Origin of the sequence: Streptomyces bambusae (genome assembly GCF_020532645.1) — a bacterium.
In the GTDB taxonomy this organism is placed as follows: Bacteria; Actinomycetota; Actinomycetes; order Streptomycetales; family Streptomycetaceae; genus Streptomyces; species Streptomyces bambusae.
Genome location: NZ_JAJAUZ010000017.1, coordinates 19225 through 32335, shown reverse-complemented (window position 1 = coordinate 32335; position 13111 = coordinate 19225). Strand labels below are relative to the sequence as shown.

Sequence of the window (13111 nt, the reverse complement as noted above, 5' to 3'; positions counted from 1 at the left end):
GTCGGAGATGTGAGGGGGAGACATGAGACCGTCGCGCCGTGACGGGTTCCGCGAGTTCGCGGACGCGCGCACCGGCCACCTGTTCCGCTCGGCCTGCCTGCTGACCAGCGGGGACACCCATCTGGCCGAGGACCTGGTGCAGGAGACGCTGGGCCGGATGTACCTGACGTGGGGGCGGATCGCCCGGATCGGCAACCCGGCGGCGTACGCGCAGACCGTGCTGGTCCGCGCCTTCCTCACGCACCAGCGGCGCCGGTCGGCGGGCGAGCGGCCGGTGGCGCAGTTCGCCGATCTGGGGCCCGCGGTGGCGGGGGCCGACCCGGCCCTGCGGCTGACCCTGCTGGACGCGCTGGGCCGGCTGTCGGCACAGGACCGGGCCGTGGTGGTGCTGCGCTACTGGGAGGACCGCAGCATCGAGGAGACCGCGCAGGCCATGAACGTCAGCTCGGCCGCCGTGCGGACCCGCGCCGGCCGCGCCCTGACCCGGCTGCGCGAGCATCTCGGCGGCTCCCTGCCGGAGTTCGCCGCGCCCTGACGGGCGAACCGGACGGCGTACCGGACCGGCGGCCCGGACGGCGTACCGAAACGGCGGTCCGGACGGCGTACCGAAACGGCGGTCCGGACGGCGTACGGCCGCAACGCCCTTGCCCGAACCGGCCCGAACCGGCCCGTCCGGCCCATGACGTGAAGCACCCACCCCATTCCGTTGAAAGGTCTGGTTACCCATGCCCTTCGAAGAAGAGCTCGGCGAGGCGCTCCGGCACACCGGGGACTCCTTCGCCCCCCACCGGCAGACCGCGCTGGTCGACGCCGGCGAACTGTACGGCCGGCGGCTGGTCCGGCGGCGCCGGGCGGCGGTGGCCGGCGGCAGCCTGCTGGCCCTGGCCGTGATCGGCACCACCGGCGCGTTCACCACCGGCCTGCTGGGCGGCGGCGGGGACAGCGTGCGGACCTCGGTGGCCGCGCCCGGCGAGCGCGAGCCCGGCGACCCGGCGAAGAAGGAGTGGGTGCCCGGCAAGGGCAACGTCTCCGGGGACGAGATCGTCCGCACCCTCACCACCCTGCTGCGCGGCGGCACCCTCGGCGAGACCACGGGCCGCGGCACCGCCGAGGGCGCCACGGCCGCCGGCGTCTACGACGACGGCAAGGGCAGGTCCGCCGTCAGCATCGGGTTCTGGCGGCTCGATCCGGCCGGCGACCAGGCCCGGGAGCTGACCACATGCCCGTCAGCCACCCAGGTCCCGCACGACGGCTGCACGGCGAAGAACCTGCCCGGCGGCGGACGGCTGCTGGTCATCAAGGGCTACGAGTACCCCGACAAGCGGGAGCCCACCAAGTCCTGGCGGGCCACCTTCGTCACCCGCCAGGGGCACGTCGTCGACGCCGGCGAGTGGAACGCGCCCGCCCAGAAGGGCGCCGCGGTCAGCCGGCCCGAGCCGCCGCTGGACCCGGCCGCGCTGGAGGCGCTGGTCACCTCCGACTCCTGGGCGCCCGTCCTCCTCGACCTCAACGCGCCGCCGGTCCAGCGCCCGAACCCGGACACGCCCAAGCCGCTGACCCGGCCCGTGCTCGCGGTGCTGCGCGACCACCTGCCGAGCTCGCTGCAGGTGCTGGAGAAGGACGGCGGCGGGGAGGGCGCCCGGGTCGTCGTCGACGACGGCAAGGGGAAGTTCCACGTCACCGTCCAGCTCCAGCAGGGCATGGGCGACGTCGTGGACGACCTGTTCGGCGAACCGGACGTCACCACCCTGCCCGACGGTACGAAGGTCAACCCGAACCAGCGGGCCGGCGAGAAGGGCGGCGCGGGCGTGGTGTGGTGGGACGTCGACACCATCCGCCCGGACGGGCTGCGGATCGTCGTGTCCGCCTTCAACAGCCCGGCCCAGCACCTGCCGGCGACCCGCCCGGAGCCCGGCGTGACGATGAAGCTGCTCCAGGAGATCGCCACCGACCCGCGGCTGACGCGAGGCAAGTGACCCGAGGCTGACGCGTGGCAAGTGACCCGCAGGACCCGGGGCGCACGGGGGTCGCGCCGGGTCCGGTGCCGCTCCCTTCACTTCGCGTCCGCGTAGCACTCCACGGTCGCCGTCGTGAACGGGAAGCGGACCGGGGTCTCACCGAAGGCGATCCGCCCGGCCAGGTCACCGGCCGCGCGGATCGCCTCCGCCACCTGCCCCGCCTCCTCGGCGGGGCAGTGCACGATCACCTCGTCGTGCTGGAAGAACACCAGCTCGGCCCGCATCCCGGCGAGCGACTGCCGCAGCGCCGCCAGCATCAGCAGCGCCCAGTCGGCTGCGCTGCCCTGCACCACGAAGTTGCGCGTGAACCGGCCGCGGGCCCGGGAGTCCGTCGAGGCGTAGCCCGGGGTCCAGCCGTCCTGCGGGCGCTCCGGCGCGCCGTCGTCCTGGGGCAGTCCGGCCTCGCCGCCCGCCTCGTCGGCACCGGCCGCGGGCGGGCAGGTCCGGCCCAGCCACGTCCGTACCAGCCGGCCCTCCTCGCCGGCCCGCGCCGCCTCGTCCACGTACGCCACCGCCTTCGGGAAGCGGCGGCGGAGGGCGGCCAGGTTCTTCAGGCCGTCGCCGGAGGTCTGGCCGTAGACCGCGCCCAGGACGGCGAGCTTGGCCATGTCGCGGTCGCCGGCGAACGCCCGGTCGGAGACGGCCTGGTAGAGGTCGCCGGGGCGGCCGGCCACGTCCATCAGCCCCGGGTCGCGGGAGATCGCGGCGAGCACCCGCGGTTCCATCTGGTCGGCGTCCGCGACCACCAGCCGCCAGCCGGGGTCGGCGACCACCGCCCGCCGGATCACCTTGGGGATCTGCAGGGCGCCGCCGCCGTTGGTCACCCAGCGGCCGGTGACCGTGCCGCCGGGCACGAACTCGGGGCGGAACCGGCCCTCGTGCACCCAGTCCTGGAGCCACCCCCAGCCGTGCGCGGTGTAGATCCGGTACAGCTTCTTGTAGGCGATCAGCGGCTCCACGGCCGGGTGGTCCAGCTCCTGGAGCTCCCAGCGGCGGGTGGAGCGCAGCCTGATGCCCGCCCCGGCGAAGGCCTTGATCACGTCGGCGGGGAGGTCGGGGCGGACCCGGCGGCCGAAGGCGCGGGAGATTTCGTCGGCCAGCTCGGCCAGGCGACGCGGCTCGCCGCCGCCCGCGTACCGCTCGCCGAGGAGTTCGGTGAGGACGGACCGGTGCACGTCGGCCCGCCAGGGGATGCCGGCCCGGTTCATCTCGGCGGCCACCAGCATCCCGGCGGACTCGGCGGCCGTCAGCAGCCGCATCCGCTCCGGGTGGCCGGTCAGGTCGTGACGGCGCTGCTGTTCGGCGTAGACCTCCAGCAGGGCCTCGAACGAGACCGGGGTGCCCTGCGGTTCGAACAGCGAGGACTGGGTGCCGGGGGCGGCGGAGCGCAGCGGCGGGTCGGGCGGGACGGGCGCGTGCTGCAGGCGGGCGTACGCGGCCGCGGCGGAGCGGGGCTCGCCGGAGCGGCCCTCGTGGCCGAGGAGCAGCAGCTCGGCGTCCTCGATGTCGTAGCACCGGTCCACGCGGACGCCGGCGGCGAGCAGCTGCGGATACACCTCATGGGTGGCGCGCCACACCCAGCGGGTGCCGGGGGGTGCGGCGGCCACGGCCGCGGCGGGGCCGGGGAGGGTGCGGACCGGGGCGGCGGGGCGGCCGTCCGGGCCCAGGGGCACCGCGGACACGGCGCCGCCCGACGCCTCGCCCAGGACCCACCGTTCGCTCATGAGTGCGATTGTGGCACCGGGGTCCGACAGTGCGGTGTCCGCCGGACGGGTGGTCTCCTCCGGCCGTCCGGCCGCCCGGGCGGCCGGTCAGGGCAGGCGGGCGCGGCCGGGGGTGACGTTCGCGCGGTCGGCGGCCGCGGTGCCGTCCTCCCAGCCGGCGAGGTCCGTCGCGCCGCGCAGCCGGGTGGTGGTCGTACGGGGGAACAGCTCGTCGGCGCGGGAGGACACGGCCACGTCGCGGGCGGCCAGGACCGGGAGCAGGGCGCCGCCGCCGGACTCTGCGTCCGCGGCCTCGGTGGTGCGGGCGGCGGTCTCCTCCAGGCGGTGGCCGAGGCGGCTGGCGTATGCGAGGAAGAAGGACTGGCGGAAGGTCTTGGTGCGCTTGCGGCCGCCGGTGCGCTGGGCCTGTTCGGCGCGGGTCATGGCGGCCAGGCCCTGGACGAGGAGGGAGGTGTGGAGGAGCTCCACCGCCTCCAGGTCGCTTTCGAAGCCGACGACGGTGGAGAACTCGAACGTGCCGTTCCACACGGCGCGGCAGTGGTTCGCGGTGGCCACCGCGTCCAGGAGGACGGCCTTGGCCTCCTCGTACGGCGGTTCCACGCCGATGCGGCAGGCGGCCGGCTGCCGGGCGGGCGTGCCGCCGCGGGCCGCGAGGAGGGCCTCGTCGACGGTGTGGCGGGCGATCAGCTCCTGCGCCTTCGCGCTGAGCGCCTCCGCCTCTTCGGGGTACGGGGTGGCCTCGGCCTTGGCCAGCAGGGCGCGGATGCGGGTGAGGGTCTTGGGGTCGCCGTGCAGGGCGGGGGCGTCGGCTGCCGGGTCGCCGGGGACGGGGCCGACGGGTTCGAGGGCGGGGAGGCGGACGAGGAGGCGGAGGAGTTCGAGGAGTGCGGTGGCGAGCGTGAAGCGGTCGGTGTTCTCGCGGCGGGCGAGGGCGGGGGCGTACGTGTCGTCCGAGTCCCACCAGACGGTCGTGCCGAGGGCGTCCAGCTGGGCCTGCCAGCGGTCGGGGAGGCGCGGGTAGCGGCGGGACTCGGCGGCGATGAGGTCGGCGGCGAGGCGGAGGTGGCGGTCGTCGAGGTCGCGGCGGACCAGGCGGGCGAGGTCGGCGGGCTGCCAGCCGTGCTCCCAGGCCTGGCGGATGAATCCGGCTCCGCGGTGGAGGAGCTCCCGGCCCGTCTCGGGCCAGGTCCCGGGGTCGGCGGCGAGGAGGGACGCGGCGGTGTCCAGGGCGGTGTCGTCCTGATTGCGGAGGGCGGCCGCGAAAGCCGTGTCGACGATGCGCATCCCTCCAGGGTATGCACCGGCCCCCACCGGGCCGGGCCCCGTCCACAGCCTGTGGACGAACCGGCGCCGCAGTCGCCGGCGGGGCTCGAAGATCCGGGGCTCCGCCCCGGACCCCGGTCCTCAAGCGCCGGACGGGCCGGGTTTTGCCCCTGCGTCCGGCGCGGTGCGCCTCAAAGCTTCGGGGCTCCGCCCCGGATCCCGCGCCCGGAGCGCCGGCGGGGCCGGATTATGCCCGGCGCCGGGCCCTGCGCGCCCCAAGGGTTCGAGGCGGAGCCGTGGGGTCCGGGATTGCCGGGTGGAGCTGGGCGCTTACGCAGGGCGAGTGACCGGGTCGATACCCCGCGTGCACGTGCATCTGCCCATGCAGCCGCATATGAACACAGCTATGATCCGGTGGAGTTGACATCTGCACAACGGGGGCAAACTGTGGACCACGCGTACAACGGCATGGCGGCCACAGAACTCGACGGGGTGATGTGGCAGAAGAGCAGGCACAGCAACTCCCAGGGCTCCTGCGTGGAGTTCGCGAAACTGCCCGGAGGTGACGTCGCGGTGCGCAACTCGCGCTTCCCCGACGGGCCCGCGCTGGTGTACACGCCGGCAGAGATAGAGGCACTGCTGCTCGGGGTCAAGGACGGCGAGTTCGACCACCTCATCGCGCCCTGACCCGCGGACCTACGCACGTGCGCAGAAGCGCCCGGCCGGCCGGCCGGGCGCTCGCATGTCCCCCGCGGTGCGTGGTTCAGTCGTGCAGCAGGAACAGGGCCCACACGACCTTGCCGGTCAGCCGCCCCGCGAGCGGGTGCCAGCCCCAGCTGTCGCTGTAGGAGTCGACCAGGAACAGCCCGCGCCCGGACTCCAGGTCGAAGTTGTCCTCGGTCCGCGCCGGGGAGAACGGCTCGCCCTCACCCGCCGGACAGTCCTCGCTGGGATCCCGTACCGCGCACACCAGCCGGGTGCTCCACCGCATCAGGTGCAGCCGCACCGGCGAGTCCGCCTCGCCCTCGCGCGCCCCCTCCGGAAGCGCGTGCCGCAGGGCGTTGGTGACGAGCTCGGAGACCACCAAGGAGACGTCGTCGAAACGCTCGTCGAGGCCCCACTGGCAGAGCGTCGATCTTGTGAAGGAGCGGGCGCCGCGCACCGCCTCGAACCGGGCCGGCAGCGCGCACGACGCGGACCCGGAGACGGCCGTGGGGTCGACCGGGGGCAGCCCCTGCCGTAAAGGCTGCAGCATGGTCGATCCATTCGTCCCCATGCGAGGCACTCCCGGAAGTCGCGGACGGAGCGGTACTGCGGGGCGGGCCCTGTGCGCATGCGCGGATTGCACGCAGCTGCGCGGCACCATGGTTCCGAATGCGTAGGGCAGATGCAAGGGCAGATGCACGTGCACGCGCCGGACCTGTCCGTTCACGTGACGGTTCTTGCTCATTTCTTCCTACGCATACTTACGGACTTCTTTTCCGGGATCCACGATTCCGTTACAGAACGAGTACGGCCGGATGCGTTTTGGTGGCAGACTTCGGGACCCGGGGCACGGGGGCCCGAGACCTGTAGACAGACGAACACCGCGATGGGGAGGGTTGGAACGTGACCGCAACCGAGTCCAATGGCTCAGTGGTGCGGCGCATCCTCCTGGGGTCTCAGCTCAGGCGACTGCGTGAATCCCGCGGGATCACCCGCGAGGCGGCCGGCTACTCGATCCGCGCGTCCGAATCGAAGATCAGCCGCTTGGAGTTGGGAAGGGTGAGCTTCAAGGCCAGAGACGTCGAGGATCTGCTGACCCTCTACGGAGTGACCGACGGTGCCGAACGCGAGTCCTTGCTCGGACTCGTCCGCGAGGCCAACGCTGCGGGCTGGTGGCACAGTTACGGAGACGTGCTGCCCGGCTGGTTCCAGACGTACATCGGCCTCGAAGGGGCCGCCTCCCTCATCCGCATCTACGAGGTCCAGTTCGTCCACGGCCTCCTCCAGACCGAGGCGTACGCCCACGCCGTGGTGAGCCGCGGCATGCCCGGGGCCTCGGCCGCCGAGATCGACCGCCGGGTCGCGCTGCGGCTGGAGCGCCAGAAGGTGCTCGTCGCCGAGAACGCGCCCGTCTTCCACGCCGTGCTCGACGAGGCCGCGCTGCGCCGGCCCTACGGTGACCGGTCCGTGATGCGGGGTCAGCTGGAGCACCTCATCGAGTTCTCCCAGCGGCCGAACGTGCGCCTCCAGGTCATGCCGTTCAGCTTCGGCGGGCACGCCGGCGAGAGCGGCGCCTTCACCCTGCTGCGGTTCCCCGAGTCCGACCTCCAGGACATCGTCTACCTCGAACAGCTCACCAGCGCCCTCTACCTCGACAAGGACGAGGAGGTCGCGCAGTACGAGCGGGCGATGGAACGGCTCCAGGCCGACTGCCCGAACCCGGACGAGACCCGGGATCTTCTTCGCGGACTGCTCCAACTCTCCTGAACCACAAGTAGGATGACGGCCATTCAGGGTTTGTCGGCATCAGGCGTCATCGGGGCCCGGCGGGCGCAACGGTGCGCGCGCCGCTCGCAGTAAGGGATGGCATGTCCATATTCACCGAGCTGGCTCACCAGTACATAGACGGCGAATGGCTGGCCGGGACCGGCTCGTGGGACATCATCGACGTCAACCCGTACAACGGTGACAAGCTCGCCGCCATCACGGTGGCCACCGTCGAGCAGGTCGACCTCGCCTACCGGGCTGCCGCCCGCGCCCAGCGGGTCTGGGCCGAGACCAGCCCCTACACCCGCCGGTCGATCCTGGAGAACGTCCTCCGGCTGACCGCCGAGCGCGAGGCCGAGATCGTCGAGGCGATGATCGACGAGCTGGGCGGCACCCGCACCAAGGCCGTCTACGAGATCCAGCTCGCCCAGGAGTTCCTGCGCGAGGCGATCCAGCTGGCCGTCCGGCCCGAGGGGCGAATCCTTCCGTCACCCGTGGCCGGCAAGGAGAACCGGGTCCAGCGGCTGCCGGTGGGCGTGGTCTCCGTGATCAGCCCGTTCAACTTCCCCTTCCTCGTCACCCTGAAGTCCGTGGCCCCCGCGCTCGCCCTCGGCAACGCGGTCGTGATCAAGCCCAACCAGAACGCGCCCGTGGTCGGCGGCGGCGTCATCGCCAAGCTCTTCGAGGACGCGGGCCTGCCCGCCGGGCTGCTGAACGTCCTCGTCACCGACATCGCCGAGATCGGCGACGCCCTGCTCACCCACCCCGTGCCGAAGGTGATCTCCTTCGCCGGCTCGGACCGGGTCGGCCGGCACGTCGGCGCGGTCGCCGCCCGCCACTTCAAGCGGACCGTCCTGGAGCTCAGCGGCAACAGCGCCCTCGTGGTCCTCGACGACGCCGACCTCGACTACGCCGTGGACGCGGCGGTGTTCAGCCGCTTCGTGTACCAGGGGCAGGTCTGCATGGCCGCCAACCGGATCCTGGTGGACCGCTCCATCGCCGACGAATTCACCGCCAAGTTCACCGCCAAGGTGAAGGGCCTCAAGACCGGCGACCCGCGCGAGGCCGACACCCAGATCGGCCCGCTCATCAACTCCTTCCAGGCCGACGCGCTCACCGCGCTCGTGGACCGGGCCATCGAGGACGGCGCCACCGTCCTGGTCCGCGGCACCACCCGCGGCAACCTCGTCGAGCCCACCGTCCTCACCGGCATCGCCGAGGACTCCCCGCTGCTGGGCCAGGAGATCTTCGGACCGGTGGCCCTCCTCGTCCCCTTCGACGGCGAGGAGGACGGCGTACGGCTGGCCAACGCGACCCCGTACGGCCTCTCCGGCGCCGTCCACACCCGGGACGTGGAGCGGGGCATCCGGTTCGCGCAGCGCATCGAGACCGGGATGATCCACGTCAACGACTCCACCATCGGGGACGAGCCGCTGGCCGCGTTCGGCGGGGAGAAGGCCTCCGGGCTGGGCCGCCTGAACGGTTCTGCGACCGTCGAGGCCTTCACCACCCAGAAGTGGATCTCGGTCCAGCACGGTCGGACGGCCTTCCCGTTCTGACCCTCCGACCCCGTCCGGGTGACCTCGCAACGATGACGCCGCAACGCCGCGGGCATTGAGGACAGAAGCTGACCGCAAGGCTTTCTAGTGTGGTTCCTGTCAGCAAGACGGCAGGACACGGCACACCGGAGGCGGTCACCCATGGTCACTCACGTTCCCGCGGAGCAGTACGGAGACGAGCGCGGCGCGCTGCTGGCGTTCGCCGAGGCACAGCGCGGCGCCCTGCGCCGGACGCTCGTCGGGCTGACCGAGGAGCAGGCGGCGAGCCGCCCGAGCGCGAGCGCGCTGTCGCTCTCCGGTCTGGTCAAGCACGTCGCCGAGACCGAGCTGAACTGGCTGCGGCTGGCCCAGCAGCGTCCCAACGAACGGCAGCGCACCGAGGAGACCTGGGGCGACAGCTTCCGGCTCGCCGAAGGCGAGTCGATGCCCGAGGTGCTGGCCTTCTGGGACGCGGTCGCGGCCGAGACCGAGGGGTTCGTCCGCTCGGTGCCGAGCATGGACGACACCTTCCCGCTGCCCGCCGCGCCCTGGTTCCCGAAGGATGGCAAGGTGTCGATGCGCTGGCTGGTGCTGCACCTGATCGAGGAGTTCGCCCGGCACGCCGGGCACGCGGACGTCATCCGCGAGTCCCTCGACGGGAAGACCGCCTTCGAGCTGGTCGCGGCCGCCGCGGAGGCCGGCCCCGCCGCGTAGGACTTGCACCTCACGCGGCGTGAGGACCCACAGTGGAGTGCGTACCGAGAACGAAGGGGCGCCGAGCATGAGCTATTCGGTGGGACAGGTCGCCGGTTTCGCCGGCGTCACGGTGCGGACCCTGCACCACTACGACGAGATCGGCCTGCTCTCCCCGGGCGGGCGCAGCGGAGCGGGACACCGGCGCTACGAGGACGCCGACCTGGACCGGCTGCAGCAGATCCTGTTCTACCGCGAGCTCGGCTTCCCCCTCGACGAGGTGGCGGCCCTCCTGGACGACCCGGACTCCGACCCGCGCGAGCACCTGCGCCGGCAGCACGCGCTGCTGTCGGGCCGGATCCGGCGCCTCCAGGAGATGGCCGCCGCCGTGGAGCGAGCGATGGAGGCACGCACGATGAGCATCAGCCTGACCCCCGAGGAGCGGTTCGAGGTCTTCGGGGACCACGACCCGGAGCAGTACGAGGAGGAAGTGCAGCAGCGCTGGGGCGACACCGACGCCTACCGCGAGTCGGCCCGGCGGTCCGCTTCGTACACCAAGGCGGACTGGCTGCGGATCAAGGCCGAGGGCGAGGCGAACACGCTCCGGATGGCCGCCCTGCTGGACGCCGGCGCCGACCCGGAGTCCGAGGCCGCGATGGACGTCGCCGAGGAGCACCGGGCGATGATCACCCGCAACCACTACACGTGCACGTACGAGATCCACCGCGGGCTCGCGGAGATGTACGTGGCCGATCCGAGGTTCACGGCGAACATCGACAAGGCCCGCCCGGGGCTCGCCGCATACACCCGACGGGCGATCCTGGCCAACGCGGCGCGCCACGATCGGTAAAAGCATGGCAAAGTTACCCCTGCCCGGTACTGGAACCGGGCGGGGGCGGCATGCGTTGATAATTGATACGGAGCCAGCTGCCCCGCACTGCCGCGACCCTCAGACCAGGAGCCCCGGAACACGTGTACACGACGCTCGCACTCGGCCCCGAGTGGCTGTCCCCGGACTACCTGATCTCGGAGTTCGGCCTCATCGGCATTCTGGTCATCGTCTTCGCCGAATCGGGCCTCTTCGCCTTCCTCCCCGGCGACTCCCTGCTGTTCACGGCCGGTCTGCTGGTCGCCAACGGCGAGTACATCAAGCAGCCGCTGTGGCTGGTCTGCACCCTGATCGTGGCCGCCGCGATCATCGGCGACCAGGTCGGTTACATGATCGGCAAGTTCTTTGGGCCGAAGCTGTTCAACCGGCCGAACTCGAAGGTCTTCAAGCGGGAGAACCTCGACAAGGCCCACGAGTTCATGGACAAGCACGGCCCCAAGGCCATCGTGCTGGCCCGCTTCGTGCCGATCATCCGCACCTTCGCGCCGATCGTCGCCGGTGCCGGCTCCATGAAGTACCGCACCTTCCTGATCTACAACATCGTCGGCGGCATCGGCTGGGGCGCGGGCGTCACCGTGGCCGGCTACTGGCTCGGCCAGATCAAGCTGATCGGCGAGAACATCGAGGCCATCCTCGTCCTCATCGTGCTGATCTCGGTCCTCCCGGTGATCTTCGAAGTCCTCAAGGCGCGCAGGGAAGCGAAGAACGGCAAGGACGCGGCTCCCGCCGCCGACGGCTCCACCCCGGCCGGCACCCCGGCCCAGCGCGGCCGCCACGCCAAGCGCTGACCCACCGTCCCCCGGGCCCGGGAGCCGTCTAGAAGCCGCGCGTCCGCTTCGCCGCGGCGCGCTTGGCGGCCCCCGGGATCCGGAGGAACAGCCGGGACACCTCGGCCCCCAGGTTCACCCCGATCGCGATGGCCAGCGCCACCGTCACCGCGTTGATCAGCGAGCCCAGCCCCTTGTTCAGCTGGTTCTCCGCGATCGACAGCAGCCCGTAGTACGTGGCCGAACCCGGCAGCAGCGGGCCGATCGCGGCGGTGACGTACGGCAGCGCCGACGTGTGCCGGTAGCGCGAGAGCAGCTGGCCGAACAGGCCCACCACGCCCGCCGCGACCGCCGTCGACGGCACCGGCGGGATCCCGCCCGCGTAGTGCATCGCCCCGAAGATCACCCAGGCCACTCCGCCGTTCAGGGTCACCATCAGCACCGTGGACCGCTCCTGCTGGAGCAGGACCGCGAAGGTCAGCACCAGCACCATCGACGCGGCGATCTGCACCAGCGGCCGCTCGGTGATCCGCAGGACGTTCTCCGGATCCGTCGGCGACCCCAGCTGGAGCCCCAGGTAGAGCACCACCAGCACGCCGACGATGATCCCGATGAACAGGTACATGACCTCCAGCAGCCGGGCCGCCGCCGTGATGTAGAAGCCGGTCAGCCCGTCCTGCACGGCCGCCACCAGGGCCCGCCCGGGCAGCAGCGCGAACAGCCCGCCGGTGATCACCGCCGAGGACTTCACGTCCGCGTGCATCAGCGACATCGCCACGCCGATCGCGGCGGGCGGCATCGCGGCCACCGTGAACTGGTAGAACTCCGGCAGCCCGCGCCCGGCGCTCAGCCACGCCAGCCGGTCGCCGAGGACCGCGCCCAGCGCGGCCGCGAAGAACACCAGCACTCCGCCGCCGACCAGCGTCGAGGCCGCACCCGCCAGCAGGCCCGCGGCCGCCGTGAGCACCCAGGTCGGGTACGGGTGCCGGTTGCGGCGGATCTCGGCGAGCCGCCGGTACGCCTCCTCCATCGAGATCCCGGCGTCCGGCGTGCTGAGATCGGCGACCAGCCGGTACACCGCCGCCAGCCGGTTGTAGTCCGTACCCCGGCGGCGCACCGTGCGGCTGGCCGTCACCGGGTTCGCGACCAGCGAGGGCTGGTGCGTGATCGACAGCATCGTGAACGTGACCGTCGGCTCGCAGCGGTCCAGCCCGTAGCTGCGGCTGACGGCGAACATCGCCGCCTCCACGTCCTCCGCGGACTCACCGCCCGACAGCAGCAGCTCGCCGATGCGCAGGGTCAGGTCGAGCACGCGGCCGACCGCCGGACCGCCCTCCTCCGGCTTCGTCGCCTCCGGCACCGGACGCTCGCCGACCGGCATCCGCAGCATGGTCCGCATCCGGTCCTGCCAGGGCGAGTCGGTCATGGGGGAGACCGGGAAGCCGTGCCCCGGCCGGTACGCCGGCGGCGAGTGCTGCGCGCTGTACGTACTCGGCCGGGCGAAAGCGGAACCTTCGGGCTCGGACGGCACGGCCGCCAGACCCTCAGGAACTGCGAATTCCGAGGTCGGCTGCTCCTCCTCGGGCGGCCCGGCGGTTTCCACCCCGGGCGGCGCCGCGAACGCACTCCGCGCCTCGTCCGACCGCGGCTTGCGGTCGTCTGCCCCCTCGGACTCTGCCACGCGCACTCCATCTGTCCAGGCCCGTGATCACAGTATGCGGAATCGTTTCGTCCCCAGAACAGCCGG

General features: G+C 72.3%; 12 protein-coding genes. 8 read left to right on the top strand and 4 right to left on the bottom strand.

Translation table 11 applies throughout. The features are described from left to right. Positions 1-22 precede the first annotated feature (22 nt). Both LG634_RS14410 and LG634_RS14405 read left to right on the top strand, forming a co-directional pair. Positions 23-535: a SigE family RNA polymerase sigma factor gene (locus tag LG634_RS14410; protein WP_226734174.1), complete on the top strand. Its 513-nt coding sequence runs from the start codon at positions 23-25 to the stop codon at positions 533-535. A 190-nt stretch (positions 536-725) separates the two neighbouring features. After that, positions 726-1976, top strand: coding sequence for a hypothetical protein (locus LG634_RS14405; protein ID WP_226734173.1), 1251 nt, complete (start codon positions 726-728; stop codon positions 1974-1976). A 77-nt stretch (positions 1977-2053) separates the two neighbouring features. On the opposite strand, the gene LG634_RS14400 is transcribed toward LG634_RS14405, so the two are convergent. Both LG634_RS14400 and LG634_RS14395 read right to left on the bottom strand, forming a co-directional pair. Further along, on the bottom strand, positions 2054-3742 hold the full coding sequence (locus tag LG634_RS14400) for a bifunctional 3'-5' exonuclease/DNA polymerase (protein ID WP_226734172.1): 1689 nt from the start codon (positions 3740-3742) through the stop codon (positions 2054-2056). Between the two features lie 87 nt (positions 3743-3829). Then, a complete protein-coding gene (locus LG634_RS14395; protein ID WP_226734171.1) occupies positions 3830-5026 on the bottom strand; it encodes a DUF2786 domain-containing protein in 1197 nt (398 codons plus the stop codon). 426 nt (positions 5027-5452) lie between these two features. Between LG634_RS14395 and LG634_RS14390 the strand changes: the two genes are divergently transcribed. Continuing rightward, the gene (locus LG634_RS14390; RefSeq protein ID WP_226734170.1) at positions 5453-5692 is read left to right on the top strand and encodes a DUF397 domain-containing protein; all 240 of its coding nucleotides are present in this window, start codon (positions 5453-5455) and stop codon (positions 5690-5692) included. 76 nt (positions 5693-5768) lie between these two features. Here LG634_RS14390 and LG634_RS14385 read toward each other — a convergent pair whose 3' ends face one another. Continuing rightward, positions 5769-6281 (bottom strand): ATP-binding protein, encoded by a 513-nt coding sequence (locus tag LG634_RS14385; RefSeq protein ID WP_226734169.1) that lies wholly within the window; start codon positions 6279-6281, stop codon positions 5769-5771. A gap of 332 nt (positions 6282-6613) precedes the next feature. Between LG634_RS14385 and LG634_RS14380 the strand changes: the two genes are divergently transcribed. From LG634_RS14380 to LG634_RS14360, 5 genes are all read left to right on the top strand, one after another. Next, positions 6614-7477: a Sco1979 family transcriptional regulator gene (locus tag LG634_RS14380; RefSeq protein ID WP_226734168.1), complete on the top strand. Its 864-nt coding sequence runs from the start codon at positions 6614-6616 to the stop codon at positions 7475-7477. A gap of 101 nt (positions 7478-7578) precedes the next feature. Next, positions 7579-9036 (top strand): aldehyde dehydrogenase family protein, encoded by a 1458-nt coding sequence (locus LG634_RS14375; RefSeq protein ID WP_226734167.1) that lies wholly within the window; start codon positions 7579-7581, stop codon positions 9034-9036. A gap of 141 nt (positions 9037-9177) precedes the next feature. Then, positions 9178-9729: a DinB family protein gene (locus LG634_RS14370; RefSeq protein WP_226734166.1), complete on the top strand. Its 552-nt coding sequence runs from the start codon at positions 9178-9180 to the stop codon at positions 9727-9729. Positions 9730-9796: 67 nt separating this feature from the next. Continuing rightward, entirely contained in the window at positions 9797-10558 is a 762-nt protein-coding gene (locus LG634_RS14365) for a MerR family transcriptional regulator (RefSeq protein WP_226734165.1), read from the top strand. Between the two features lie 122 nt (positions 10559-10680). Next, positions 10681-11385, top strand: coding sequence for a VTT domain-containing protein (locus LG634_RS14360; protein WP_226734164.1), 705 nt, complete (start codon positions 10681-10683; stop codon positions 11383-11385). Positions 11386-11413: 28 nt separating this feature from the next. On the opposite strand, the gene LG634_RS14355 is transcribed toward LG634_RS14360, so the two are convergent. Then, positions 11414-13051, bottom strand: a complete 1638-nt coding sequence (locus tag LG634_RS14355; protein WP_226734163.1) for a threonine/serine exporter family protein — start codon at positions 13049-13051, stop codon at positions 11414-11416. Positions 13052-13111 lie beyond the last annotated feature (60 nt).

Excerpts from the sequence above, each read along its gene's own strand:
- LG634_RS14410 (WP_226734174.1), top strand. The coding sequence starts at position 23 with ATGAGACCGTCGCGCCGTGACGGGTTCCGCGAGTTCGCGGACGCGCGC.
- LG634_RS14405 (WP_226734173.1), top strand. The coding sequence starts at position 726 with ATGCCCTTCGAAGAAGAGCTCGGCGAGGCGCTCCGGCACACCGGGGAC.
- LG634_RS14400 (WP_226734172.1), bottom strand. The coding sequence starts at position 3,742 with ATGAGCGAACGGTGGGTCCTGGGCGAGGCGTCGGGCGGCGCCGTGTCC.
- LG634_RS14395 (WP_226734171.1), bottom strand. The coding sequence starts at position 5,026 with ATGCGCATCGTCGACACGGCTTTCGCGGCCGCCCTCCGCAATCAGGAC.
- LG634_RS14385 (WP_226734169.1), bottom strand. The coding sequence starts at position 6,281 with ATGGGGACGAATGGATCGACCATGCTGCAGCCTTTACGGCAGGGGCTG.
- LG634_RS14375 (WP_226734167.1), top strand. The coding sequence starts at position 7,579 with ATGTCCATATTCACCGAGCTGGCTCACCAGTACATAGACGGCGAATGG.
- LG634_RS14370 (WP_226734166.1), top strand. The coding sequence starts at position 9,178 with ATGGTCACTCACGTTCCCGCGGAGCAGTACGGAGACGAGCGCGGCGCG.
- LG634_RS14365 (WP_226734165.1), top strand. The coding sequence starts at position 9,797 with ATGAGCTATTCGGTGGGACAGGTCGCCGGTTTCGCCGGCGTCACGGTG.